At 73.4% G+C, this 25,539-nt stretch carries 17 protein-coding genes; 8 read left to right on the forward strand and 9 right to left on the reverse strand.

Annotated features, from left to right (window positions below; genetic code table 11):
• Positions 1-8 precede the first annotated feature (8 nt).
• On the forward strand, positions 9-656 hold the full coding sequence (locus tag WMF42_RS22330; RefSeq protein ID WP_437694150.1) for a hypothetical protein: 648 nt from the start codon (positions 9-11) through the stop codon (positions 654-656).
• 12 nt (positions 657-668) lie between these two features.
• Here WMF42_RS22330 and WMF42_RS22335 read toward each other — a convergent pair whose 3' ends face one another.
• From WMF42_RS22335 to WMF42_RS22345, 3 genes are all read right to left on the reverse strand, one after another.
• Positions 669-2,105: a cation:proton antiporter gene (locus WMF42_RS22335; RefSeq protein ID WP_437694153.1), complete on the reverse strand. Its 1,437-nt coding sequence runs from the start codon at positions 2,103-2,105 to the stop codon at positions 669-671.
• Positions 2,106-2,280: 175 nt separating this feature from the next.
• Positions 2,281-3,591, reverse strand: a complete 1,311-nt coding sequence (locus tag WMF42_RS22340) for a cation:proton antiporter (protein ID WP_434048733.1) — start codon at positions 3,589-3,591, stop codon at positions 2,281-2,283.
• Positions 3,588-5,606 carry a mechanosensitive ion channel domain-containing protein gene (locus WMF42_RS22345; protein ID WP_437694155.1) on the reverse strand — a complete coding sequence of 673 codons (2,019 nt, stop codon included), beginning with the start codon at positions 5,604-5,606 and terminating at the stop codon, positions 3,588-3,590. Before WMF42_RS22345 ends, WMF42_RS22340 begins: the two co-directional genes overlap by 4 nt.
• A gap of 206 nt (positions 5,607-5,812) precedes the next feature.
• Here WMF42_RS22345 and WMF42_RS22350 point away from each other — a divergent pair, with 206 nt between their 5' ends.
• The gene (locus WMF42_RS22350; RefSeq protein WP_061608229.1) at positions 5,813-6,859 is read left to right on the forward strand and encodes a glucokinase; all 1,047 of its coding nucleotides are present in this window, start codon (positions 5,813-5,815) and stop codon (positions 6,857-6,859) included.
• Between the two features lie 42 nt (positions 6,860-6,901).
• Here the strand turns inward: WMF42_RS22350 and WMF42_RS22355 are convergent, their stop codons facing one another.
• The 5 genes from WMF42_RS22355 to zwf all read right to left on the reverse strand — a co-directional run bounded on the left by WMF42_RS22355 (position 6,902) and on the right by zwf (position 12,370).
• Positions 6,902-8,083: a sensor histidine kinase gene (locus WMF42_RS22355; protein ID WP_437694158.1), complete on the reverse strand. Its 1,182-nt coding sequence runs from the start codon at positions 8,081-8,083 to the stop codon at positions 6,902-6,904.
• A complete protein-coding gene (locus WMF42_RS22360) occupies positions 8,074-8,733 on the reverse strand; it encodes a cobalamin B12-binding domain-containing protein (RefSeq protein WP_061608216.1) in 660 nt (219 codons plus the stop codon). The genes WMF42_RS22355 and WMF42_RS22360 overlap by 10 nt, the downstream gene beginning before the upstream one ends.
• 249 nt (positions 8,734-8,982) lie before the next feature.
• Positions 8,983-9,708, reverse strand: a complete 726-nt coding sequence (gene pgl / locus WMF42_RS22365) for a 6-phosphogluconolactonase (protein ID WP_437694160.1) — start codon at positions 9,706-9,708, stop codon at positions 8,983-8,985.
• Positions 9,709-9,731: 23 nt separating this feature from the next.
• On the reverse strand, positions 9,732-10,805 hold the full coding sequence (locus WMF42_RS22370; RefSeq protein ID WP_233561469.1) for a glucose-6-phosphate dehydrogenase assembly protein OpcA: 1,074 nt from the start codon (positions 10,803-10,805) through the stop codon (positions 9,732-9,734).
• Positions 10,802-12,370 (reverse strand): glucose-6-phosphate dehydrogenase, encoded by a 1,569-nt coding sequence (zwf, locus tag WMF42_RS22375; RefSeq protein WP_061608219.1) that lies wholly within the window; start codon positions 12,368-12,370, stop codon positions 10,802-10,804. The genes WMF42_RS22370 and zwf overlap by 4 nt, the downstream gene beginning before the upstream one ends.
• Positions 12,371-12,577: 207 nt before the next feature.
• Between zwf and WMF42_RS22380 the strand changes: the two genes are divergently transcribed.
• The 3 genes from WMF42_RS22380 to WMF42_RS22390 all read left to right on the forward strand — a co-directional run bounded on the left by WMF42_RS22380 (position 12,578) and on the right by WMF42_RS22390 (position 18,713).
• Positions 12,578-12,922, forward strand: a complete 345-nt coding sequence (locus WMF42_RS22380; RefSeq protein ID WP_061608220.1) for a DUF433 domain-containing protein — start codon at positions 12,578-12,580, stop codon at positions 12,920-12,922.
• Between the two features lie 254 nt (positions 12,923-13,176).
• The gene (locus WMF42_RS22385) at positions 13,177-14,475 is read left to right on the forward strand and encodes a hypothetical protein (RefSeq protein WP_434048738.1); all 1,299 of its coding nucleotides are present in this window, start codon (positions 13,177-13,179) and stop codon (positions 14,473-14,475) included.
• 404 nt (positions 14,476-14,879) lie between these two features.
• Positions 14,880-18,713 (forward strand): protein kinase domain-containing protein, encoded by a 3,834-nt coding sequence (locus WMF42_RS22390; RefSeq protein ID WP_437694163.1) that lies wholly within the window; start codon positions 14,880-14,882, stop codon positions 18,711-18,713.
• A gap of 30 nt (positions 18,714-18,743) precedes the next feature.
• Here WMF42_RS22390 and WMF42_RS22395 read toward each other — a convergent pair whose 3' ends face one another.
• Positions 18,744-19,421 carry a 2-hydroxychromene-2-carboxylate isomerase gene (locus WMF42_RS22395; RefSeq protein ID WP_437694165.1) on the reverse strand — a complete coding sequence of 226 codons (678 nt, stop codon included), beginning with the start codon at positions 19,419-19,421 and terminating at the stop codon, positions 18,744-18,746.
• Between the two features lie 93 nt (positions 19,422-19,514).
• On the opposite strand from WMF42_RS22395, the gene WMF42_RS22400 reads away from it, so the two are divergent.
• From WMF42_RS22400 to WMF42_RS22410, 3 genes are all read left to right on the forward strand, one after another.
• A complete protein-coding gene (locus tag WMF42_RS22400; protein WP_437694167.1) occupies positions 19,515-20,321 on the forward strand; it encodes a lysophospholipid acyltransferase family protein in 807 nt (268 codons plus the stop codon).
• A gap of 352 nt (positions 20,322-20,673) precedes the next feature.
• Entirely contained in the window at positions 20,674-21,597 is a 924-nt protein-coding gene (locus WMF42_RS22405; RefSeq protein WP_437694169.1) for a transposase, read from the forward strand.
• A 500-nt stretch (positions 21,598-22,097) separates the two neighbouring features.
• Entirely contained in the window at positions 22,098-25,511 is a 3,414-nt protein-coding gene (locus tag WMF42_RS22410; protein ID WP_437694171.1) for a CheR family methyltransferase, read from the forward strand.
• The last annotated feature ends 28 nt before the right edge of the window (positions 25,512-25,539 follow it).

The following is a 25,539-nucleotide window of genomic DNA, read 5'->3' on the forward strand; positions in this document are numbered from 1 at the left end:
CGCCAATCATGCGCCGTCCCGCCCCGTTCCTCGTCGCGCTCTCCGCTCCCCTCACCTTCGCCCTCGCGGCAGCAGGCTGCTCATCCCGCGCCACGCCCCCGACCGAGGGCAGCGCCGCGCCGCAGGCGGAGGCGGCTCCGGCCGCGCCAGCGAGCGCCGCGCCATCGCCGCCCGCTGCGCCGGCGGCCGCCGCCTCCGCGAGCGCCGCCAGCTCCGCCGCCGCGCCCGCCGCGAGCGCCGCGGCCGATCCGGCGGCGCCCGCCGCGAGCGCCGCGGCCGATCCGGCGGCGCCCGCCGCAGCCCCCGCCGACGCCGGGCCGCTCCCGAAGGTGAAGGTCGCGAACATCGGGATGCACATCGGCGGCGGGCCGCACGACGACTACACGAAGGAGCCGATCAAGCGCTCGATCGCGCCGCACTTCGACGAGTTCCGCCGCTGCTTCGCGCTCGCGGAGGACCCGACGAAGGGCGGAGACTTCGGGATCGACCTGCGCATCGAGAAGGACGGCGGCAAGGCCGAGGTGCGCAAGCCCCGGACCGCGCTCAAGGGCGAGGCGTTCACGCGCTGCGTGGTCGGCGTCTTCGAGCGGATCGACTTCCAGAAGCCGCGGCGAGGCCCCACCGTGGTGAGCTACTCGCTGCGGTTCACGCCGTGATCAGGCCGCGGCTCACCCGCGGTGCCCGATGTTCGGCAGCGAGCCGCGCGAGGCCTCGACCGCCGTCTCGCCGGTGCGGTCGAGCGCGTACTTGAAGAGGATCGGGCCGAACACCTCGTTCAGCGCGACGCAACCGATGACGAGCGCGCCGAAGCCGGCGCCGATCGACGGGAACGCGCGCTCGATCGTCATGCTGATGCCGAGCGTGAGGCCGGCCTGCGAGATGAGGCCGCACCAGGCGTACTTGCGCAGCACCGGCGGGTCGTCCGCGAGGCGGCTGCCGATGCGGCTCGCGACGAAGGTCACGACGGCGCGCGACGCGCCGAAGAGCAGCGCGACCGGCCACATCGTCTTGAGCAACGGCAGGTCGAGGTGCGCGCCGGCGGTCGCGAAGAAGAGGACGAACACGACGCTCGCGGCGTCCTCGACGGCGTGCACCAGCTTCTCGCCCTGCTGCGACAGGTTCGCGACGACGAAGCCGGCGACAACGAAGACGAGCAGCGCGTCGAAGCGGAGGTAGCGGAGCACCTCGGTGGCGCCGAAGCCGAGCGCCACGAACACGAGGATGAGCTGCCGGCCGATGAGCCGCATGTAGGCCGCGAGCGCGAGGCCGAGCGTCGTGCCGATCGAGATGCTCCCGAGGATCTCGCGGCCGAGGAGCTCGATCTCGTGCATGGACATCGTCGTGCCCGGCTCGATGAGCGGCCGCACCGTGGAGAGCGCGATCGCCGTCACGACGATGACGATGATGTCCGACGTCATGACGAACGCGAGCGTGTTCATCGCGACGGGCCCTGTCGCGCGCGTCTGGGAGAGGATGCCCAGCACGGCCGAAGGGCTGCGGGTGACCGCGATGACGCCCCAGAGGACGGCCACGCCGAACGCCGCGGTGCTCGAGAGCTCGGCCGCGAACGGGACGAGCGAGCGCGCCGCGTAGAAGACGCCCGTCAGCGCCACGAAGACGAGCACCGTCTGGACGACGTTGTGCAAGAGGAGGCTCTTCAGGCTCTTCTTGACCATCTCGAGCCGGAGCTCGGCGCCGCCCGCGAGCGCGATGAGCGCCAGCGCCAGCGCGTTGACCCGCGAGATCTCCTCGACGGCATGGTGATCGACGAGCTTGAGGACGTGCGGCCCGGCGATGATGCCCGCGAGGATGTATCCCGAGAGGTGCGGCAGGCGGAGCGGCTCGACGAGCTCGCTCGCGAGCGTGCCCGCGAGCAGGAGGAACCCGATCGAGGCGATTGCCCCCGCGGGGCCTTGCTCGTGGGGGACCGCGCGCGTGGTCGCGTAGAGCACCCCGAACAGGATCACCAGCGCGACAGCGTGCGTGAGGTGGTTCAGCGGCCCCTTGGGGGCAGACCCGTGGTGGCGGCCGGCGGGCGGCGCGGCGGGCTCGACGGGCGCGACAGACGCGGGCGGCCCGGCGTCAGGGAGTGCTGCGGCGCTCACGGTGACGCTTCCTTCGTCGGTCGCACGCGCGTCTTGTAACCCTGTTGCGCGCGCCCGGACATCCCGAAGACCGCCCTCGCGGGCGCGTGGCGCGCGTCGCGCCCGTCGACCGAGGCGCGCCTCCCGCGCCTGCCGTCAGCGGGGCGACGCGCCGCCCCGCTGCATGCCGGCCCGCTCACCCGTCCACCTTCCCCGCCGGGGATGGGCGATCGCTCGGCCTCGGCGTCGCCGTCGGCGTCGACGCGGCCTGGACATGGGCCAGCGCGCGGCCGAAGAAGAGCGACTCGCGCTCGGGCGCGGCGAGCTCGCCGGCCTTGCGGAGTGCGGCGCGCAGCGCCTGCGGCCCGACGAACTCGCCGAAGACGGCCGCCGCCGCCGCGGCGAAGAGGACTGTGTGACCGACCGGGCCCGGGAAGCGCAGCGCGAAGGCGAGGCCGACGCTCATCGCCACCGCGCCGGACGAGAGCAGCCCGAGGCCGAGCCACGGCGACGCCTCGCGCGCGTCGGGCGACGCGGCGCGGAAGACGAGGCCGGTCGCGACCTTGCCCAGGGCCCGCACCACGAGCGCGATCGCCACGATCCAGGGCAGGAACGGCGCCGCCTTCGGGTTCACGTGCGCGCCCGCGAGCAGCAGCGCCGGCAGGATGACCGGCCGCTCGGTCGGCGCGACCATGGCGACGATCTCCTCGCGATGCCGGGAGACCGCGGCGATGGTCACGCCCATCGCGAACGTCGCGAGGAGCGGCGACAGGCCGACCCGGGCGCTCGTGCCGATCGTCAACAGCGAGGAGCCGAGCAGCACGCCCCAGCTCTGGATCAGGCGGAAATCGGTGCCGAGCAGCACGACCGCGATGAGGCCGAGCACCACGCCGATGAGCGCCGTCACGATCGTCCACCCCCAGAACGGGAGCGGCCAGTGCGCCGTCGCCTGCGGGACGAGGGCGAAGGCGCCGCCCATCATGAGCAGCGGCCCGAGGTCGTCGCAGTCGGCGATGTCGGCGATGAGATCCGAGAGCTTGCCGCTCGCGCCGTAGCGCTGCGTCACCCAGAGCACGGCGTGCCGCGTCGTCTCGGCGGAGACGGCGCCCACGCCCGCGGCGAGCAGCACCCGCTCGCCGCTCTCCAGCGACGGCGCGCCGCGCGCCGCCGCGAACCAGACCGCCGCCGCCACAGCGCAGCCGGTCGCGATGCTCATCAGCACGCCGAGCGCCATGCGGGAGGGGCGGACGCGGCGGTTGCCGACGAAGCCGAAATCGAGGCCGACGACCAGCGCGAGCCAGCCGAGCGCGACGCCCGCCACCGGCTCGAACGCGGCGAGCGACGAGGGCTCGAGCAGCCCGAGCGCCGAGGGACCCACGACGAAGCCGAGCACCACGTACTCGGCGCCGGAAGGGAGGCCGATGCCCCGGAGCACGCGACCGCCGACGAGCGAGCTGCCGAGGTACGACAGCACGAGCAGCCCCATCAGGAGCCAGATGGCGTTCACGAGGCGGCGCCCCGATCGACAGGCGCGCTGCGCCGCGCGCCGCCGGAAGACGCCGGCGCCCGCCCGAGCGGGATGCCCGCGGCGGCGAGGGCCTGCGCCACGGCGGTGAGCCAGCGGCCGCGCACGTCGTCGCCGTCGCAGGCCATCGTGGCCCGGAAGTGCGCGCCCCCCTCGTCGATCGCGACGAGCGCGGCGCGCGCGCGGCTGCCGAGGCCTGAGGCCGTCCTGAGCAGGAGCTCCCGCACGCGCTCGAGATCGGTCGAGGGGTCGACGCTGATCTCGACGGTCACGAGCGGCGGCCGGCCGCGGATGCGCGTCGGGTGGAACAGGCTGAGCAGGTGGGGCACGCGCACGACGCAGCCGTCCTCGTCCTCGAGGCGCGCCTCGATCAGCGTCAGCTCACGGACCCGCCCGGACCGGCCCCCCACGTCGGCGATGTCGCCGATGCGCAGGCGCCGCCCGTAGATCACCGAGAGGCCGACGGCCGCCGAGGCGATGAGCGGCGTGCTGGCGAGCGCCGCCGACGCGAGCACGACGAAGCCGACGCGCGTGAGCGCCCCCTCGTCGGTGCCGGTGATGAGCGGCGCCGCGAGGAGCAGCGCGGCCACGAGGATGCCGAAGCGGACGAGGACGCCGGTGGCGATCGCCAGATCGGAGGGGAGCCACCCGAGCGACGTCTCGCCCCGGCTGACGCTCCCGAAGAACAGCCCCACGAACCGGGTGAGGACGAGGAGCGCGAGCGTCGCGACGATCGCGAGCAGGAGCACCGGGACGCTCCGCGCGATGCGCCCCATGAGCTCCGACATCGGCGCGAGCACGAAGCCGGTGAGCTTCTCGCTGTAGTCGCGCGTGGACGCGAACAGCGAGAGCGCGAACAGGATCCAGATGTAGGCGATGCCCACCCGGACGAGGGCGCCCGCGACGCCGAGCGCGACCGAGAGCGCGCCCTGGGACGCGGCGGGCCGGAGCATCTCGATGCCGCGGACGCGCAGCGCCGGGAGCCGCTCCGGGTGCTCGGCGACCCAGGCGCGCGCCCGCGCGACGAGCTCGCCTACCTTGCGGAGCAGGAGCAGCGCGATGAGCCCCGAGAAGACGAGCAGCGAGAACGAGAAGACGCTCGTCGCGATGCGGCTCCTGCTGTGCTCCTTGGCGAGGACGTCGCGCACCGTGGCGGCGATCGAGGCGGCGTGGACGGTGACCGTCGCGGCGCCCGCGGCGGCGGCGTCCTCGGGCCCGAGGTGGATGAGCGGGCTCTCGCCGACGTAGACGACCGCCACGCCCGCCTGCTCGGCGATGCGGACGTCGGGGACCTTCTTCTCCTGGGCGGCGCGCTCCAGCACCTTCGCGGCCTCGCGGGCCCGCTCCGGGGGAGAGAGGTTGCCCCGGTGCACGCGGACGGCGAAGACCGTCCGGCCGAGCAGCTCGACGCGCGCCTCGGGCTGCTCGGCCAGCGGCGGCGGCGGCGGCTCGGCAGCGCGCGGCTCGCCCTGGTCATCGGCCGAGGCTGGCGGCGCGGGCGCCAGCACGACCTGCGCGCGCGGCGGCGCTGGCGTCGCGGGCGGCGGCGGGACCTGCACGAGCGGCGGCTGCACCGGCGGACGCGGCGCGTGCACCTCGGGCGGCTCGGGCGGCGGCTCGGCTCGCTCGGGGACAGGCGCGACATGCGACGACGCCGGATCGGCCTGCTCGGTGGCAGGCGCGGGCGCGACCTGCGACGACGGCAGCGCGGGCGACGGCGCGGGCACGGGCTGCGCGGACGGCAGCGGCGCATGCGACGACGACGGCGCGGGCGCGGGCTGCGCGGACGGCAGCGGCGCATGCGACGACGACGGCGCGGCCGCCTGCGCCGGCGGCGCGAGCTGCGCGCCGCGCGGAGCGACAGGCGCGGTGGGCTGCGCCGGTGCGGGCGCGCGCGCCGGCGCAGACGCGCCCTGCGCCGGCTGGGCGAGCGGGGCGCCGGCCGGCACGGCGAAGCCGGCGAGCGCGACCAGAAGCGCGGTGAATGGCCGCTGCACGCCGGCACTTTCGACCGGACGCAGGGCGCCGGTCAAGCGATGCCGGAGGCAGGGCCGCGGCGGGAGATCGCTGGCGAGGCCCGCTGGAGAGCGCCCTCCGCACGATCGCGCGCGGCCAGCGGGCTCCTCGGGACAATTACTTCCGCCGCGCCCGCCCGATGACGGATCGCCTTGCGGCCGAGGCGACTCGCTGGCAGGGCGGCCGCGTGGCAAGGACCAAGAGATCCGCGGCGCCGTCGCTGCTCGTCGGCGACATCGGTGGCACGAACACCCGGCTCGCCCTCTACGACGCGTCCGGCGACCGGCCGCTCTCCGAGGCCGTCTTCCGCAGCCGCGAGCACGCGAGCTTCGAGGAGATCGCCCTCCCCTTCCTCGTGCGCAGCGACGCCCCCCACCCCGCCGTGGCCGTGCTCGGCGTCGCCGGCCCCATCAAGGACCACGTCGCCGCCGTCACGAACCTGCCGTGGCGCCTCGCCGAGCGCGATCTGTCGCGCCGGCTCAAGATCGGGCGCATCCTGCTCGCGAACGACCTCGTCGTCGGCGCGCGGGGCTGCCTGCACATCCCCCGAGGCTCCATCACGCCGCTCACCGAGCGCCGGCCCCGGGCGAAGGGCAACAACCTCGCCGTCATCGCCGCCGGCACCGGGCTCGGCGAGGCACGGCTCATCTGGGACGGCGCCCGCCACCTCACGCTCCCGACCGAGGGCGGGCACGCCGACTTCGCCGCGCGCTCCGCGGTCGAGGCCGAGCTGTGGCAGTTCCTCGCCGAGCGCCACCCGGATCACGTGAGCTACGAGCGCGTCCTCTCGGGCGACGGGCTCGGCGCCCTCTTCGACTTCTTCGCCTCGCGCGCCGCCCGCGTGCCGCGCGCGATCGAGCGCCGCCTCGCCGAGGGCGACCGCAACGCGGCGATCTCCGAGATCGGCCTCGCCCGCGCGTTCCGGCCCGCCGCCCGCGCGGTCGACCTGTTCGTCGAGATCTACGGCGCCGAGGCCGGCAACCTCGCCCTGCGCGAGCTCGCGCTCGGCGGGGTCTTCGTCCTCGGCAACATCGCGCGGCACCTCGTCACCGCGCGGCGCGAGCTGTTCATGAAGTCCTTCCTGAAGAAGGGCCGCCTCGCGCCGCTCCTCGAGGGCGTGCCCGTCGCGGTGGTCACCGATCCCCTCGTCGGCGTGCGGGGCGCGCTCGCCATCGCGCGGGAGCTCGCCGCCGCGGAGACCCCCCCGGCCCGCCGGGCGCCCCGCAAGCCCTGAGCGCGGACCGCGCGCGCCCCGACGGCGGCGCGAGGCGCCGGCTCAACGCGCGCCCGTGCCCGCGGCCGCATCCGCGCTCCCGTCCGCGTCCCCGGGCGATGGGAGCTCGAAGACGAACCGCGCTCCGCCGCGCGCGCCGGCCTCGACCCAGATCGACCCGCCGTGCAGCGCCACGATCCGCTGCGCGATGTGCAGCCCGAGGCCGGCGCGGCCCGCGCGCCCGCCCTGACGCCGGAAGCGCTCGAACACCGCCGCGCGCTCCTCGGGCGCGACGCCGGGACCCGCGTCCTCCACGGCGCAGCGCACGCAGCCGTCGCCCGCGGCGAGCTCGATCTCGATGAGGACGTCGGTCCCCGGCGGCGTGTGCCGGATCGCGTTCTCGACGAGGTTCACGAGGACCTGGTAGACCCGCCGCCCGTCGCCGCGCACGAGCGCGGCGCCCGCGGCCGCGCTGCGGATCTGCACGCCCGCCTCGGCGGCGATCGGGGCGATCGTGTCGACCACCTCGGCGACAACATCCTCCATGGACAGGCGCCGCGCCGCGATCCGCAGCTCCCCCGCGTCGGCGAGCGCCGCGTCGAGGATGTCCGAGATGAGCGCCGTCATCCTGTCGACGTTGCGGAGGAGCCGCCCCGCGATCGTCGCGCGCTGCGCCGGCGTCGGATCGCTCTGCGCCTGCTGGAGGAGCGCCGCCTGGAGCCGGATGGCGTTCAGCGACGACTTGAGATCGTGCGACACGATCGACATGAAATCCTCGCGCTGCCGCCCGAGCTCCTCGAGCCCGGCGCGCGCCGCCTCGAGCTCGGCGCCCTTCGTCGCGAGCTCGCGGGTGAGGTTCGCGAGCTCGCTCGTCAGCGCGATCGCGGTCGCCTCCCTCCGGCGCGCCTCGTCCCACAGGAAGGCCCGCCCGAGGAGGACGCGCGACCCGTCCGCCGCGGGGACCACGAGGAACGTCACCGCCTCCTGGCCCCCGTGCTCGCGGCACACCTGGAGCTCCCAGGTGGCGGGCGCCTCGTGGGCCAGGGCAGCCGCGAGCTTCTCCCGGCTGCTCTCGTGGAACAGCGACGCGGCGTCCCCGCCCGGCGCCGCGGCGCCGCCGAGCAGCCGGCCCGCCGCCGCGCTGGCGTGGGTGATCTCGCCGCGCTGCACCACGAGCAGCAGATCGTCCTGGCTCGCGAGGAGGGCGCCGAGCAGCGCCGCCGCGTCGGGCTGCGTCACCGCCATGCCCGCGCGACCTTCACGGCCAGCGAGGCCGACGTCGCGACCGCGTCGGCCCCGAGCAGCTCCGCGGCGTCGGGCTGCGCCGCGACGGCGCGGCCACCGACGAGGATCTTCGCGCCGGGCGCGTCCTCGCGCACGCGCTGGATCAGCGCGCGCGCCTCGGGCACGTGCCTCCCGAGGGTGATCGACACGGCGACGAGCTTCACCGCGCCCCGACCGGCGTCCTCCAGCCCGCGCGCGAGCGAGATCCCCCCGCTCGTGAACGTCGTCTGCCAGCCGTCGAGGGCGAGGAGATCGGCGACCATGCGCGCGCCGAACGTGTGGAGCTCGAGCTCGGCGCAGCCGACCACCGCCCGCGGGCCTCCCGCCGGCCACGGGATCAGCGGGTACAGGGACGCGACGGCGGCCTGCGCGACGGCCGTGGCGAGGTGCTCGTCCGCCACCGTGATCCGGTTCTGGTACCAGCGGCGGCCGACCTCATCCAGCGCGGGCGCGACGATGCGCTCGTAGATGTGATCGAGCCCCGTCCCGAGCGCGGCGTGGAGCGCGCGCCGCGCGGCGACGTGGTTGCCCGTCAGGATCGCGGCCGTGAACAGGCGCGCCTCGGCGCCGTCACCGTCGACCACCTCCGGGAGCGTCTCGTCGGATCTCACCCGCCCTACCTGCGCAGAACGTACAGCAGAATACGGCTTGTAGAGGTGTTCAGCTTTGACCTCGCCCGCGGCCATCAGCGCCCGCGCTTTCTCAGGCAACGGACGACGACGTCAAGCGTCCCGCCGCGTGAATCCGCCGCGCCGGCTGGCCAGCCCACAGGGCTCGATCGATGGGCGCAGCGCGCGACGCGCAGCGCGGGCGCGCCCGGCGAGATCCCGGGCGCGCTCCCCCGGAGCGGCCGCGCGGCCTTACCCGGCCTGCGCCGCCGCCGCGTCGAGCAGCCAGACGAGCTGCCCGGCGCCGCCGCGCACGACGCGCGCCGGCACCTCGTCGGCCGGACCCGGCCGCCTCGCCTGCTCCAGGACCCCGCGCTTCCCCGCCCCGCAGGCGAGGAGCAGCTTGGTGCGCGCCTCCCGGATCACCGGGGCCGTCAGCGTGAGCCGCGCCTCCAGCCCCTTGTCCGGCTGCGGCGGGATCGCGGCGACCAGGCGGTCCTCGATGCCCACCGACCCCGTCCCCGGGAAGAGCGACGCCGTGTGCGCGTCGTCGCCGATGCCCAGCGTCATGACGTCGAACGCCACCGCCGACGCGACGCCGAAGCGGGCGCGCAGGAGCTGCTCGTAGCGCCCCGCGGCCTCGGCGAGATCGGGCGACTCCCCCCCCATGCGGAAGAACCGGTCCTCCGGGATGCGGGCCGCCGCGAGATCTCGGCGCGCGGCGCCGTAGTTCGACCGGGGGTGGTCGGGCGCGACCGCGCGCTCGTCCACCCAGAACCACTCGGTCCGCTCCCACGGCAGCGAGAGCGCCGCGAGCCGCTGGTACGACCCCGACGGCGTGCTCCCGCCCGAGAGCGCGATCCGCGCGACGCCGCGCGCCTCGATCGCCGCCGCGATCGCGCGCGCCATGAGCTCCGCCCCGAGGCGCGCGAGCTCCGCCGTGTCCCGCGCGACGCACGTCTCCTCTGCACCGTTCATCTCGATCCTCCTCTCGATTCTCCTCAGAGGGCGCTCCAGTCCGCGGCGGCGAGCACCGCGTCGCGCAGCAGCCGGTCGCCCTCCAGCGAGTCGATCGTCTTGGTCAGCACCCACGTCTCGTCGCGGTAGCCGAGCGGGTGGATGTGCTCGGCGGACCGCGCTCCCTCCATCGTCCACCGCACCGTGGCGGGCGCCTTGTCGAGCCGCACGCACCCGAGCGAGAGCGGCTCGCCGCGCAGCGACGTCGCGATGCGCACGCCGTCGAGCCGCCGCCACGAGAGCTCCTCGGCCGGCGGCCCGTCGACCAGCGCGATCTCGATCGGCGCGCCGTCCGCGCCCCGCGCGCGGCCGGCCACGCCGGCGCCGCCCTGCGCCGGCCCCCGCGACTCGAACTTCCAGCCGAGCCGCGAGCCCATCCAGCCGAGGAACAGCGCCGCCGGGTCCGGCTTCTGCCCCGCGCTGCGCGTGATCTCGACCCGCCGGATCGCGCGGCACGCCTCCGGCATGTCGTCGAAGAACCGGGCCACGAGCTCGCGGAACGAGAACGTCCGCACGAAGGCGCGGTCCGCGAGCGGCGCCCTCGTCCCGCGCGCGACCTCCGCGATGCGCTCTAGGCACGTCTCGGCCGAGTCGAACACCAGCCGATCGCAGATCGGCGCGAGCGCGTCGCCGAGCACGTTCGGCGCCCCCGGCGCGAGCTCGACGATCACGGCCACGTCGGAGATCGTCAGCGCGCTGACGACCGAGGCGACGCGCTCGGCGGCGGCCACGCCGAAGGTGAGCTCCACGCGATCGTAGCAGATCGGCACCTCGCCGGCGCGGCGGCACGTGGCCGACCAGTCGGCCTGGACGCTCGACGGGTCGAGCCGGTCGTCGAGCGTGATGAGCAGCGTGCGGCCCGCGTGCGTCTCGGCGAGCTCCTCGGCCTGCTCGCGCAGGCGCTCGACCTCGGCGCGGCTGCCCACCGCGACGAAGTTCATCGTCGACGCGCGCGTCTTCGGGGCCGGCTCCGCCCGCGACTCGTCGGGCGCCGACCAGAACTCGGCGAGCTCCGACTCGACGCGCTTGATCACCTCGGCGATGCGCCCCGCGCTCATGGCCGCCTCCAGGCGCGCTCCGAGGCCTTGCGCTCGCCGCACGCGCCGGTCGGCGGCTCGACGAGCGCGTCCGCCTCCGCGGGGCCCCAGGTGCCCGCGGCGTAGCGCGCGATCGGCGCGCGCTGCGTCCCCCACCCCTCGAAGATCGGGTCAACGAAGCCCCACTGCGCCTCGACCTCGTCGGCGCGCGTGAACAGCGTCGCGTCGCCGCGCAGCGCGTCGAGCAGGAGCCGCTCGTACGCCTCGGGCGTGCTGGAGCCAAACGCAGCGCCGTACCGGAAGTCCATCGTCACGCCGCGGATGGCGATGCCGCTGCCCGGGATCTTCGCCGCGAACCGGAGCGAGATGCCCTCGTCGGGCTGGAGGCGCATCACGAGCGCGTTCGGCTCGTCGGTCGCGCCGGGGGCGCCCTTGAACAGGCCGTGCGGCAGCGGCTTGAAGTGCAGCACCACCTCGGCCACCCGCTTCGCCAGCCGCTTGCCGGCGCGCAGGTAGAACGGCACGCCGCCCCAGCGCCAGCTGTCCAGGTGGAGCTTCATCGCGACGTACGTCTCCGTCGACGAGTCCTTCGCGACGTCGGGCTCCTCGGTGTAGCCGGGCACCTTCTCGCCGCGCACGATGCCGGACGCGTACTGCCCGCGCACCGTCGACGAGAGCACGTCCCGGCCCACGATCGGCCGGAGCGTCCGGAGCACCTTCACCTTCTCGTCGCGCACCGCGTCCGCGTCCCACGAGGACGGCGGCTCCATCGCGACCAGCGTGAGGAGCTGGAGCGCGTGGTTCTGCACGATGTCGCGGGTGATGCCGACCTTCTCGTAGAACTTGCCGCGGCCCTCGACGCCGATGTCCTCGGCCACGGTGATCTGCACGTGGTCGACGTGCTGGCGGGACCAGAGCGGCTCGAAGATCGTGTTGCCGAAGCGGAGGACGAGGAGGTTCTGGACCGTCTCCTTCCCGAGGTAGTGATCGATCCGGTAGATCTGCGACTCGGCGAGGTGGGCGAGCAGGTCGCGGTTGAGGGCGCGGGCGCTCGCGAGGTCCTCGCCGAACGGCTTCTCGACGACCACGTGCTGGAACGGCGCGCCCTTCTCGTGGGACGGCGGCGCGACGAGGTTCGCCGCGCGCAGGCCGCGCACGATGGGCGCGAACTGGTCGGGCCCGACGGCCAGGTAGAAGACCCGGTTCTTGCGGGTGCCGCGCTCGGCGTCGAGCCGCTCGAGCTCCGCGGCGAGGCGCGTGTACGTCTCGGCCTCGTCGAACGACCCCTGCACGTAGCTGATGCCCTTCTCGAGCTCGCTCCAGGAGGCCTCCTCGAGCGGGCGCCGCGAGTGCTTCGCGACGGCCTCGCGCATCTCCTCGGCGAAATCCGGCTTCGGACGCCGCGCGACGCCGACAACGGCGAAGCCGCCGGTCAGCAGCCGGCTGAGCGCGAGGTTGTAGACCGCGGGCAGCAGCTTGCGCCGGGTCAGGTCGCCCGAGGCGCCAAAGATCACGAGCGCTGCAGGCGAGGCGGTGCGCTCCTCGGGCATTCCTTCGCGAAGCGGGTTTTTCTCGGCTTGGGTCATTGGATGGGCTCCGGTCGGTGACGACGTCAGGCGTGATGCTCGCGCGCCTCCGCGGCGTAGGGTAGCCCGGATCGCGCGGGCGGCAGGCGGCGCGACGGGCGGTCCCACGGCGGGGCGCGGGCGTGCGGCCCGAGCGCGCGACGAGCGTGCCCGGCGCCTCGCGGCGCCCTTCCATCCGATCGCGACCGGTACTAGGGTCCCCGCGCGATGGCCGCGCCGGTGCTCCCGCGAATCCGCGTACCCCACCCTCACGTGCGGTGCGACAGCCAGGTGCTCGCCGGCAGCCCGCACGTGCTCGGCTCACGCGTCCCGGTGCGCCGGCTCTGGGCGTGGCACCGCGGCGGCGCGTCGGTCGAGACGCTGCTCAAGCGCTATCCGAACCTCGGACCGGCGCGCGTGCTGGACGCGCTCGCGTTCGCCTACGACAACCAGGACCTCATCGAGGCCGACATCGCGCGCGAGCAGGCGCTCTTCGAGAAGCAGGGCGGGCCCTCGGTCGGCGCGCGGCCGCTCGCGCAGCTCAACCTCCCCTTCGACGAAGACGACGAGTGAGCGACGGGTGAGCGGGTGTGAGGGCGCGTCCCCGCACGCCGTCCAGCCCTCGTCAAGCTCAGCTTGTTTCTTTACAGCGATCGTGACTTGGGGCATTAGGGCGCTCCATCGCTGGGGCCCGGAGTGCGGGGCTGCTTGGCAGTGGGAGCGACCGCCGCGCGGGATCGCGGCGGTCCCAGCTTTCAAGGTCGCGGTCACCGGTGTAGGGTCCGCGCCCCATGGGGTACCCATCGAGGTGCCGGAGGGTTTCTGAGATGAGCGTCAATCGATGGAAGTTGTTCGCGATGCCCGTAGCCCTGGTCGGGCTGGCTTCGCCTCTCCTCATGAACTGCGGCGGCAAGGGGATCCCGGGCGCGGACAGCCTCCCGGGGCCGGCCGGTGACCTGGCGTCCGCCGCGGGCGGCTGCGAGGAGCTGAAGAACGGCGGCATTGCCAACCTCAAGTTCGACGGCGGCGCCGATGTCGACGCCAAGCTCAAGGGCTTCCTCGAGGCCGCGGCCTCGCTCGACAAGCTCACGGCGGACATGGAGGCGGATCTCATCGCCTCGTGCGGCAAGCTCGGCAAGGACCTCGGCATGAGCGACGCCGACCTCAAGGCCGACGCGGGCGGCGGCAAGGGCGCCGAGAAGGTCTGCAACGCGGTCTCCGCCAAGGTGAGCGCCGCCGTCAAGGCGAACGCCGACGCGAAGATCACGGTCCAGATCGAGCCCCCCAAGTGCTACGCCGACATCAACGCGATGCAGGCGTGCCTCGGCGACTGCGGCTCGCCGGTGCAGCCCGGCAAGCTCGAGGCGTCCTGTGAGGGCGGCGAGATCAGCGGCAAGTGCGACGCCGAGTGCAAGGGCAAGTGCACTGTCGACGCGGGCGCGGCGTGCTCCGGCACCTGCAACGCGAGCTGCTCGGGCAAGTGCGACGTCGGCTTCAAGGGCACCTGCGGCGGCAAGTGCGACGGCAAGTGCGACGGCAAGGACTCGAAGGGCGCGGCGTGCGCGGGCACCTGCGAGGGCAAGTGCGACGCGAAGGCCGAGGGGTCGTGCTCGGGCACCTGTGAAGGCTCCTGCTCCGGCTCCTGCGAGATCAAGGCGGCGGCGAAGTGCTCGGGCTCCTGCTCGGGCGGCTGCAGCGCCGAGATCAAGGAGCCGAAGTGCTCGGGCGAGTTCAAGCCCCCGAGCGTCGACCCGAGCTGCCAGATGAGCTGCACGGCGAAGACCGCCGGCTCGGCGAAGTGCGACCCGCCGAACGTCCGCATCGTGGCGAACGGCAAGGTGAACGCCGACGCGCAGAAGCTCGTCGCGGCGCTCCGCACGTCGCTCCCGGCGATCGCGAAGGTGCAGCTCGGCACCGGCAAGAAGCTCGCGGCGGCCGTGTCCGGCGTGGGCAAGGCCGGCGCCGACCTCAAGGACGCGGCGCTCCAGGCCGGCGGCAAGGCGGTCGCCTGCGTCGCGGCCGCGGTGGACGCGTCGGCGAGCGCGACCGCCTCGATCGACGTGAACATCAAGGCGAGCGCGAGCGTCAGCGGCTCCGCGAGCGGCTCGGCCAGCGGCGGGACCTGATCCCCGGACCGGCCTGAGACCGGACGCGGCGGCGGTCCCCTCCCGGAGGGGGCTGCCGCCGTTGTCTTTTGGGGCGTTCATCTCCCGGAAACGGCTATCGCCGCCAGCTCCCGGAGCGGCCACGCCGGGCAAAACGCCGTTCTGGATGCGAGCTCACCTTTTATCCACGACATGGACGTACGGACGTCCGGACAAGCACCGGGCCCGCCAGCGCCTGTGTAACAACCATGTTTCCTGTCCAGCGAAGCGAGTCGCGGCGAGGTTCGTTGATGCGCGCTACGCCTCCCGGAGGTCGGCGTCGATGACGCGCGTCGGGAGGGGCCATTGCGCCCGGCACGGCGCCGCGTCCGGAGTATCATGATGCCTCTGCAGGCGATGACGGAGACCTCGGAAGGGCAGGAGCGATGGTCGGCGGTCCATTGATCGAGCGCGGCGCCAGGATCGGCGAGTACACGATCGACGAGCCGCTCGGCGAGGGCGGCTTCGGCGCCGTGTTCCGCGGCCACGACGAGGCCGGAAGCGACGCCGCCATCAAGATCTTCAAGGACGTGAGCGCCCAGAACGTCGGGCAGCTCTTCGCCCAGCAGAACGAGATCGAGGCGCTGCTCCGGCTGCGCCACCCGTCGCTCGTCAAGCTCAGCTCGTACGGCGTCCTCGACGGCGTCGGCCTCTACCTCGCGATGGAGCTCGTCCAGGGCGAGACGCTCGACCGGTACCTCGCGCGGATGGGCTCGCTCGATACGATCGAGGCCCTGCGCATCGCGCGCCGCGTCGCCGAGGCGCTCGCCCATTGCCACGCGCTCAACGTCCTGCACCTCGACCTCAAGCCGAGCAACATCGTCCTCACCGATCCGTACGAGCCCCGGCTCAAGATCCTCGATTTCGGCCTGGCCACGCTCACGGTGAGCTTCCAGCCCGAGCACACGCGCGTCAACGCGGGGACCATCGCCTACCTGGCGCCCGAGTGCCTGAAGCGGGGCGCGCTCGGCCGCCCGAGCCCCCGGATGGACCTCTATGCGGTCGGCGTCATGCTCTACGAGCTGCTCGCCGGCCGGCTCCCGTTCTCGGGCGGCACGGTCAACGCCATCATCAACCAGAAGATCTACGGCGCGCTCGTGCCGCTCTCCCAGGTGGCGCCGGAGACGCCGGCGCCGGTCGTCGCGCTCGTGGAAGAGCTCATGGAGCGCGACCCCGCGCGGCGCTTCTCGAGCGCGGCCCGGCTCTGCGCGCGGCTCAAGGAGCTCTATTACGTCACGCTCCACGGCGCCTCGCCCGCGCAGCCGGCCCAGCCGTCCGACGACGGCCCGCTCGAGCGCGAGGCGTCCTCGCCCGAGGCGCTCGACGACGCGCCGTTCATCGGCCGCGAGCAGGAGCTCGGGCGGCTCGTGGAGCTCCTCCAGTGCGTGGTGCGCGGCGAGCCGCGGCCGGCCGTGGTGGTCGGCGACGCGGGCGTCGGCAAGAGCCGCCTCGTCGCCGAGCTGCTGCGGAGCGCGGAGCAGGCGGGCGCGGCGATCGTCGCTTACGGCCGGTGCCGGGAGCTCTCCGGGCTCGTCCCCTACTCCGCGCTCCGCGAGGCGCTGACGCAGATCGCGCTCTGGCTGGAGCGGCACAGCGACACCCGCGCGGCGCGCATCCGCCGGCTTGTCAGCCTCGTTGTCGCCGAGGACGCGGCCCTGCTCCAGGGGCTCGTCCCGGAGCTCATCCGCGCGGTCGGGCTCGCCGACCAGGGCGGCGCCATCGGCCCGGGCGGCACGCGCTGGATCGCCGATCTGATCCTGCGGCTGCTCGGCGCGATCTCCGAGGAGATCCCCGTCATCTTCGCGATCGAGGACGTGCACTGGGCCGACGAGGCGACGCAGGATGTGCTCCTGCGGCTGTCGGATCAGCTCGGCGAGATGCCGGTCCTGCTGCTCGCGACCGCCCGGCCGCCGTTCCTCGGAGGGCGCAGCTCGCTGCCGCCGCCGGGCTCGTCCGCGCCGCGCGGCGCGTCGGCATCGCAAGGTCCGCCCGGCTCGTCCGGGCAGCGCGTCGCGTCGGCGTCGCCAGGGCCGCCCGGCTCGTCGCCGATGACGCCGCGAGCGGCGGGGTGGCTCGCGTGGAGGGGCGTCGAGCGGCTCGACCTCGGCCCGCTCCCGCCCGAGGCGAACCGGGCGCTGCTCTCGGCGCTGGGCCGCGGCGCGGGGGACGAGCTCGTGCAGGAGCTCGTGCGCCGCGTCCCGCTGCTCGCGGCCGGCAACCCGCTCTTCAACATCCAGGTCGTCCGCAACATGGAGACCGAGGGCTTCCTGCAGCGCGGCCGGAGCGGCGCGCTCGAGCTCTCCCGGGCCGACGCGCACTACCGCGCGCCCGCGTCGGTGTCGGACGTGCTCGCGCGCAGCATCGAGGCGCTCGATCCCACGACGGTCCGGGTCCTCGGCGTCGCCGCGATGATCGGCCGGCAGTTCCAGCGCGACGACCTTGTCGAGCTCGGCCTGTTCGACGCGGCGGAGGTCGACGGCGCCCTGCGCGACGCCGCCGCGCACCACGTCTGCCTGAGCGAGGACGGGCGCCTCACGTCGTTCTCCCACGACGCGGCGCGCGAGCAGCTCGCCGCCCGGATGCCGCCCGAGGATCGCGGCGAGGTCCACCGGCGCATCGCGCGGCGCATCGAGCTGCGCGGCGGCGATCCGGGGACGCTCGCGCACCACATCGAGCGCGCCGGTGATCTGGATCGCGCCGCGTCGACGTACCTGCTCGCGGCGAGCGAGGCCGACCGCCTCCAGGACCCGCACGGCGCGAGCCGGCGGCTCAAGCAGGCGCTCGCGCTGCTCGAGCGGCTGCCGCTCGATCCGGCGCGCGTCGAGCTCAGGGCCCGGTGCGCGCACGAGCTCGCGCGCGTGGCGTGCCTGCTCGGCAGCACGGCGGAGCCGCTCGATCTGCTGCGCCGCACGCAGGGCGCGCTGCCCGAGACGCCGCTCGTCACGGCGGCGCTCTCCAGCGCGCTGTCGCGCGTGCACTACGTGCGGGGCGAGTTCGCGGACGCGGTGGCGCACAGCCGCAAGGCGCTCCAGGCGATCGGCGCGAGCCCCGAGCTGCGCCCGTACCAGTGCCTGCCCGCGAACATCCTCGGGCGCGCGCTGTGCGCGGCCGGCAAGGTCGGCCCGGCGACCGAGCCGCTCCGCCGCGGCTGCGAGCTCGCCGAGGCGGCGGGCGAGTACGTCGAGCTCTGCCACTCGCGCGGCATCCTCTGCGTGGCGCTGAGCCAGTCGGGCCACTACGCCGAGGCCGAGCAGAGCGCCGCGGACGCCGCGCGCCTGGCCGAGCGCCTGCGCGACCCGGTGCGGCTGCTCGGCACGTGGTTCTACTACGCGGTGCTCGCCGAGGGCCGGTTCGACTGGGATCTCGGCGTCCGGTCGACCGCGCAGCTCCTCTCGTACGCCGAGGAGCACGGCCTGAGCGGGCTTTACCTGTACGTCGGCACGATGTACGCGGGCCGGCACCAGTTCCACGTGGGCCACCTCGCGCGGGCGCGGGTGCTGATCGCGAACGCGTGCAACCTCAGCGGCGTGCTGGGCATCGGCATGGGGCGCGGCTGGGCCGAGGGGTACCTGGGCGACGTGCTCTTCGTGCAGGGCCACCTCCCCGAGGCGCTCGCCGCTTACGAGCGGGCGCTCGAGATCGGGTCGGCCGGGACGGGCGACGCGTACGCGGTGAGCCTCGGCCGGGTCGGCCGGATGCACGTGCTGGCGCTCCAGGGCCACGACGCCGGCGAGCTCAGGGCGTACAGCCTGGAGACGCTCGAGTTCATCCGCGCCTCGGGCAACCGGACGCAGCTCGTCATGGCGCTCGAGCGCTGCGCCGAGGCGCTCGACCTGCTCGGCGACGAGGAGGGGGCGCGCGACGTCCGGTCCGAGCGCGCGGTGCTCGTCGAGGAGCTCGGCCTGCGGGACCCGACGTTCTGGCCGCGGCCCCCGGTCGAGGCGGCGTTCGCCGGCTCGCCGCGGGAGTACTGGACGGGGCTGCCCCGCGAGCTCCGATCGGCGGCGCCGAGCAGCCTGGGCACGACGCAGATCGTCGCCGCGACCATGGCGGGGCTCGCGGAGGCGGCGACGCTCGCGATCCCGGAGGAGGAGATCGGCGCGCCGACGATCGTGGCGATCCCGCGCTTGCGCCACGTGACGCTGCTGGAGACGCTCGCCTCCGTCGAGGGCTTCGTCCCGCGCTTCGACGGGCCGGAGGCGCCGCCGGTCGCGAAGTGACGGCGGCGGGAGGCGCGGCGCGGCCGGCGCTCAGCCGTCGCCGGTGGGGCGCACCTTGCGCCGGTCGGTTGCCCTGGGGCGGGCGAGCGCCTCGCGCACGCGGGCGTGGTCGAGCGGGTCGCGCCCGTCGAGGGCGAGCTCGATGTGGTCCATGCGGTCGCTCCCCCAGAAGAGCTCGTCGTCCACGAAGGTCGTCGGCACCCCGAACACGCCCCGACCGACGGCGCGCTCGGTGCCCTGCCGGAGCGCCTCCTTGGCGGCCGGCGCCGACGCGCGCTCAATGAGCGCGACGCTGTCGAGCCCCTCGCGATCGAGCGCGTCCGCGAGCTCGTCGGGCGAGCCGAGGTCGATGCCCTTGCCCCAGCCGGCCCGGAAGATGGCCTCGACGACCCTGCGCTGCTCGGCGCCGGCGACCTCGCGCAGCGACAGCCGCAGGGCGAGCAGCGGGTTGAAGGGGTGGTATTTCGGACAGGAGAGCTCGATGCCGTGGAGCCGGGCGTGGCGGAAGGCGTCCTTGTAGGCCCACTCGCGCTTCGGCGGGATCTCGGCGGGCCCGAGCTGGCCCCAGTGCTCGAGCAGGCCGGCGAAGAGCACCGGGTGGATGTCGAGCGCGACGCCGCGGCGATCGCAGATCTCCTGGATACGCAGCCAGGCGAAGTAGGCGTAGCCCGAGATGTAATCGAAGTAGAAGTCGACGCGGCCGGCCATCCCGGGCCTCCGAGGGTGCTCGTGGACTGCGCGCTGCGCCGGAGGCCCCGGAGGAGCTCTGGCGCGGCGCCCGGGATCGTACCATGGTGATCGGTGCGACCCCTCGTCCAGCGCGGCGCGCGCGATGCACGTGACGCGTGCGGCGCGAGCGCTGCCGCGACGCCGGCTGGCCCTGTCGAGGTCGTGCGCACGGCGCTCGCCCATGTCTGGGCGATGCTGTTCCTGGTCGTGCTGCTCCCGATCGGGCTGCTCTGCTTCCCCTTCGATCCCCGGCAGCGGATGCACGATCGGCTCTCGGTGGTGTGGGCGCGCGGGGCGCTCTGGCTGGTCGGCGTGCGGGTCGTGGCCGAGGGCGTGCTGCACGTGCGGCCGGGCGAGCGCTACGTGATCGCGGCGAACCACCAGAGCACCCTCGACATCCTCGCGCTCCTGGTGGTGCTTCAGGGGCGCACGCCGATGCGTTTCCTGGCGAAGCGCGCGCTGTTCCGCGTGCCGGTGCTCGGCTGGGGCATGCGCCTGTACGGCCACACGCCGGTCGACCGGCGGCGCGCCCGCGGCGCGCTCACGGATCTCGGCGAGGCGCGGCGCAACGTGATGCAGCGGTGGTCGACGGTGTTCTTCCCCGAGGGCACACGGAGCGCGACGGGCCGGCTGCTGCCGTTCCGGCTGGGCGCCTTCCGCACCGCCTCGGCCGCAGGCGCGCGCGTCCTGCCGGTGACCCTCGACGGCGCCGGCGCGCTCCAGCCGAAGGGTCGGTATGCCGCCGCGCCCGGGGTGATCCGGGTCGTGGTGCACCCACCCATCGATCCGCCGGGTGGATCGCCGGAGGAGCTCCGCGCCTCGATGGAGGCGTGCAGGGCCGCCGTGGCGTCAGCGCTGCCCCAACCCGACCCAGGTTGAGGTGTGCCCCACAGGAACCAACCCGACCCAGGTTGCCCAGCCCAGCCTGACCCAGGTTGCCCCCCACCCAATCCGACCCAGGTTGAGCTGTGCCCAGGTTGCCCCCTCAACCCGACCTAGGTTGAGCTGTGCCCAACCCGACCCAGGTTGAGGAGCCGAGCCAGGTGCGGCCAGCAGAACAGCGGCCTGCCCCAGTGACCCGATTCACGTCTGGCCAACAACAGCAGCCCAGACCGGCGGACACCTGGCGGGATCGAGGAACCCCCTGGCGGCCGCCACCCCCGGAGCGCTCCAAATCCTCGGAATGATTCACCACAACTCCCGGCACGCCTCTTGTTGATGTGCAGCGGCCATGAGCCAGCCCCGCGATATCGCTCCCGGCGCGACCTACCTGATCACGCGTCGCGCCCTCCGCAGGCACCTTCTCTTCCGCCCCGACGCCGCCATCACCCAGCTCATTGTCTACGCGCTCGCGGTCTCGGCTCGCCGGTACAACATCGAGGTCCATGCGCTCTGCGCGATGTCATCGCATCTGCACCTCGTCGTGACCGATCCGAACGGTGTCCTGCCGCGCTTCCTGCAATTTTTCCACCGCATCGTCGCGCTCGGCACGAAGGTGCTCCGCACGTGGGAAGGGCCGGTATGGGACCACGATGCCACGAGCGTGGTGCGGCTGCTGACGCACGCGGCGGTGGTCGAGAAGATCGCCTACGTCCTCGCAAATCCTGTGGCCGCTGGCCTGGTCCGGCATGCGCATGAGTGGCCGGGCGCCAAGGTAGATGTGGGCGAGATCGGCCGCGGCGAGCTGCGCGCGACCCGTCCCTCGGCGTATTTCGACCCGGAAAACCCACGGTGGCCGGAACAAGCAACGCTCCCGCTCGCGCTGCCACCCGCCATCGAGCAGGACAGCGCGGACGGCTTTCGCGGTGCAGTCGCCGCCGAGCTCGCGCGACACGAAGCGCAGGCACATGCCGAGGTAGCTCGGCAAGGGTTGCGCTTTCTGGGCACCGAAGAAGCCAGCAAGGTGTCCCCTTACGAGCGGGCCACGAGCTTCGAGGCGCTGCGCGACCGCAATCCGACGTTCGCGGTCGGTCGTGGGCAGGGCGGCGCATGGCGAATCGCAGCTACCGCTGTGCGGACGTTTCGCGCCTCGTATCGGGCCGCGCTCGAACGATGGCGTGCAGGTGTACGCAGCGCCGTATTCCCGGCAGGGACATGGTGGATGCGCATATTTCACGGCGCGAGCGTAACCGACGCTGTGCTCACAACGATGTAATCACTGCGTGGGTTCGTTACAGCGAGTCGTGACAATAACTCAACCCGGGCCAAGTTGACAACAGCGGGTGTATTGAACGGGCTCGTTCATACCGGCAGACGAACCCGGTTCATGGGTGCAACCCGTATTAGGTAGACCATTGGATCTCATCGCGGGTCGGGTCGAACCCGCGCACGCGCAACAGGCTCAACCCGGGTCGGGTCACGCGCGGCTCACGGCAGCTCGGCGCCGCAACCTGGGTCGGCTCGCGCCGCAACCTGGGTCGGCTCGCGGCTCGCGCCGCAACCTGGGTCGGCTCGCGCCGCAACCTGGGTCGGCTCGCGCCGCAACCTGGGTCGGCTCGCGCCGCAACCTGGGTCGGCTCGCGCCGCAACCTGGGTCGGCTCGCCCCGGGTCGGCTCGCCGCCCGCATCGGGCCAAACCCCAATCTGGGCAGGGTCGCGCATACCCCAGCATCGCTCCCCTCCGGCATGTATCATGAATACGGCACGAGACATTTCATGATCGAACCCCGTCCCAAACCTCAGCTCGTCGTGGTTGGTTGCTCGGCAGGCGGCATCGAGGCCCTCTGCACGCTGGTCGCGACCCTGCGCGCCCCCTTCCCGGCGCCCCTCGTGATCGCCCAGCACCTCGACCCGAGGCGACCGAGTCACCTCGGCGAGGTCTTGGGCCGCCGAAGCGAGCTGCCTGTCCGCACCGTCACCGCGGTCGCCCCCCTCGAGGACGGTGTCGTCTATGTCGTTCCCGCGGGCCGCGACGTGGAGATCACCGACCATGAGCTCCGGCTCCTTCCGGAGAACAGCGCGCGGCCCAAGCCGTCCGTCGACACGCTCTTCCGCACCGCGGCGGAGGTCTTCGGTGAGAACCTCATCGCCGTCGTCCTGACCGGCAACGGCTCCGACGGCACCGCCGGCGCCCGCCACGTCAAGAAGTGCGGCGGTACGGTCATCATCGAGAACCCCGACACCGCGAAATTCCGAGGCATGCCCGAGTCGCTGGCCCCAACCACGGTCGACATCGTGGCCGATCTCGCCCGCATCGGGAGCATCCTTAACGACCTCCTGTCAGGCTCGTACGTCGAGCCCGCCCCGGACGACAACCGCCTCCAGCCGCTCCTCGATCTCGTGCGCGAGCGGAGCGGGATCGACTTCAAGAAATACAAGCAGGCCACCATCCTGCGCAGGCTCCGGCGCAGGATGGCGGCCACGAACGTCGAGACCATCGACCAGTACGTGCGCTACCTCGCCGATCGCCCCGAAGAGCACCAGCGGCTGGTCAACAGCTTCCTCATCAAGGTCACCGAGTTCATGCGCGACCCGGAGCTCTTCACGCACCTCCGGGAAGTGATCCTCCCCTCCCTCATCGAGCACGCCCGCGCCGACAACAAATCGCTGCGGATCTGGTCGGCCGGGTGTGCCACCGGGGAAGAGGCATACTCCCTCGCCATCCTGATCAGCGAGCTGCTCGGCGACGAGCTCGACAGCTTCCACGTCCGCATCTTCTCGACCGATCTCGATCCCGAGGCGGTCGCCTTCGCCCGCCGCGGGATCTACGGGGCGGCCACCGTCGAGGGCCTGCCGCCCGAGCTCATCGAGCACAACTTCGTCGCTCTCGACGGCCAGTACCAGGTGAAGAAGCGCATCCGCAACCTCACCGTCTTCGGCGAGCACGACCTCGGCCAGCGCGCCCCGTTCCCGCACCTCGATCTCGTGCTGTGCCGCAACGTGCTCATCTACTTCACGAGCGAGCTCCAGCGCCGCACCCTCCACCTCTTCGCCTTCTCGCTGCGGGAAGGCGGCTACCTCGTGCTCGGCAAGGCCGAGACAACGAGCCCGCTCAGCGAGTACTTCGTCCCGCACGACATCCACTGCAAGACCTACGTGCGCCACGGGGAGCGCATCCTCGTGCCCCCCGCGGCCGTCGCCGCCCCGGCGCCGCCCCGGCGCGCGCCCCGCGGCAAGCTCCCCCCCATCATGTCGTCCCTGCGCGGCGCAAAGGAGCTCCCGCGCGCCCGCATGTCCGTCGATGTGCTGCTCTCGAGCTTCCGCGTGGGGATCGTGCTCGTCGACAACCGCTACGACATCCTGGAGATCAACGTCGCGGCGCGGCGCCTGCTCGGCATCCACGGCACGGCGCTCGGCCAGGATCTCGTGCACCTCGCGCAGTCGGTCCCCAACCGCAAGCTGCTCGACGCGATCGACGCCGCCTTCCGGGGCGAACCGCCGGAGCCGCTCGACGTCACCGTCGAGTCGACGGCCGTGGGCGAGCCGTCGTACCTCCAGATCACCTGCCACGGCCCTCGTGCCGAGGTCGAGCCGGACAAGGCCGAGGCCGTGCTTGTCGTGGTCGAGGACATCACCGAGACCGTGCAGCGCCGGAAGGCGAGCCAGGAAGGCGTCGGCCGGGAGGCGCACCTCCGCGCCGAGCTCGCCGAGGCCAAGGCCGCGCGCGAGCGCGCCGAGGAGCGCTTCGCCGCCGAGCGCGAGCAGCTACGCCGCGAGAGCGAGACCCTGACCACGGCCATCTCTCGTCTGGAGGCCGCCCGCGACAAGGAGCACGCGACGATCCAGCAGATGGCCGAGCACAACCGGCGGCTGCTCCGGGCCAACGAGGAGCTCACGACGGCGCACGAGCAGCTCCGCGGCGTGAACGAGGAGCTGATGGTCTCCACCGAGGAGGCGCAGGCCGCCATGGAGGAGGTCGAGACGCTGAACGAGGAGTTCCAGGCGACCAACGAGGAGCTCGAGACAGTCAACGAGGAGCTCCAGGCGACGATCGAGGAGCTCAACACGACGAACGCCGACCTGGAGGCGCGGAGCCGCGAGATCCAGGAGCTCGCCGCGCCGATCGAGGCGGACCGGGCGCGGCTCGTCGCGATCCTGCGCAGCATGGCCGACGCGCTCCTCGTGGTCGACGGCGCGGGGCGGCCGCTGCTCACGAACGACGCGTACCAGGCGATGTTCGGCGCAGGCGGGCTGACGGTGAACGATGAGAAGGGCCGGCCGGTGCTCCACCAGGACACGCCGGAGCAGCGGGCCGCCCGCGGCGAGAGCTTCCAGATGGAGTTCACCGCCCCCGGCCCCGGCGTCACGATCCGGCACTTCGAGGCTACCGGCCAGCCCATCGGCGTGAGCGGCGCGCCCGCCACGGACGCCGTGGCGAGGGGCGTCATCGTCATCCGCGACATCACGGAGCGAAGCATCCGCAAGCTGCAGGACCGCTTCATGGCCATGGCGAGCCACGAGCTCCGTACGCCGCTCGTGCCGCTGCGCGGCTACCTCGACATGCTGAGCAGCCTCCTCCCCGCGGACGCCGATCCGCGCCTGCGCCGCTTCGCGTCGCTCGCCCGCACCCAGAGCGAGCGGCTCGATCGGCTGGTCGACGACCTCGTGAGCGCGACCCGCATCCAGACGGGGAAGTTCGAGCTCAAGCTCTCGGAGGTGGCGCTCGTCCCGCTGGTCACGCACGTCGCGGAGAGCGCCCAGACGCTCGCGCAGACCCCGAAGATCCACCTCGACCTGCCCTCCGACGCGGCGGAGCCGATGGTGATGAACGGCGACCCCGCGCGCCTCGAGCAGGTCCTCATGAACCTGCTCGGCAACGCCTTCCGGCACGCGAACGGCTCCACCAGGATCGATTTGCGCCTGCGACGGACCGACGGCAGCGCCGAGCTCGACGTGGTGGACTACGGCCCGGGGATCCCCGCGGCCGACCTGCCGAACGTGTTCTCTAGCTTCTACCAGGTGGAGCGTCCCAAAGGGGCGTCGTCCGGCGGCATGGGCCTCGGGCTCTTCATCTGCAGAGAGATCGTCAAAGCGCATGGAGGACAGATTTCCGTGCTCAGCACGGAGGGTAAGGGCGCCACGTTCACCCTCAGGCTCCCCCTGAGGGCGAATGGCGGCGCGCAGGATTGATTCGCCGGGACGAAGCTGCTCTCGTGCG

It is taken from the genome of Sorangium sp. So ce176 (genome assembly GCF_051519835.1).
Lineage (GTDB): Bacteria > Myxococcota_A > Polyangia > Polyangiales > Polyangiaceae > Sorangium > Sorangium cellulosum_G.

Coding starts and splice junctions, on each gene's coding strand:
- pgl (WP_437694160.1), bottom strand. CDS start 9,708: ATGAACGGTGCAGAGGAGACGTGCGTCGCGCGGGACACGGCGGAGCTC.
- WMF42_RS22410 (WP_437694171.1), top strand. CDS start 22,098: ATGATCGAACCCCGTCCCAAACCTCAGCTCGTCGTGGTTGGTTGCTCG.
- WMF42_RS22405 (WP_437694169.1), top strand. CDS start 20,674: ATGAGCCAGCCCCGCGATATCGCTCCCGGCGCGACCTACCTGATCACG.
- WMF42_RS22395 (WP_437694165.1), bottom strand. CDS start 19,421: ATGGCCGGCCGCGTCGACTTCTACTTCGATTACATCTCGGGCTACGCC.
- WMF42_RS22380 (WP_061608220.1), top strand. CDS start 12,578: ATGGCCGCGCCGGTGCTCCCGCGAATCCGCGTACCCCACCCTCACGTG.
- WMF42_RS22330 (WP_437694150.1), top strand. CDS start 9: ATGCGCCGTCCCGCCCCGTTCCTCGTCGCGCTCTCCGCTCCCCTCACC.
- WMF42_RS22390 (WP_437694163.1), top strand. CDS start 14,880: ATGGTCGGCGGTCCATTGATCGAGCGCGGCGCCAGGATCGGCGAGTAC.
- WMF42_RS22370 (WP_233561469.1), bottom strand. CDS start 10,805: ATGAGCGCGGGGCGCATCGCCGAGGTGATCAAGCGCGTCGAGTCGGAG.
- WMF42_RS22355 (WP_437694158.1), bottom strand. CDS start 8,083: ATGGCGGTGACGCAGCCCGACGCGGCGGCGCTGCTCGGCGCCCTCCTC.
- WMF42_RS22385 (WP_434048738.1), top strand. CDS start 13,177: ATGAGCGTCAATCGATGGAAGTTGTTCGCGATGCCCGTAGCCCTGGTC.
- zwf (WP_061608219.1), bottom strand. CDS start 12,370: ATGACCCAAGCCGAGAAAAACCCGCTTCGCGAAGGAATGCCCGAGGAG.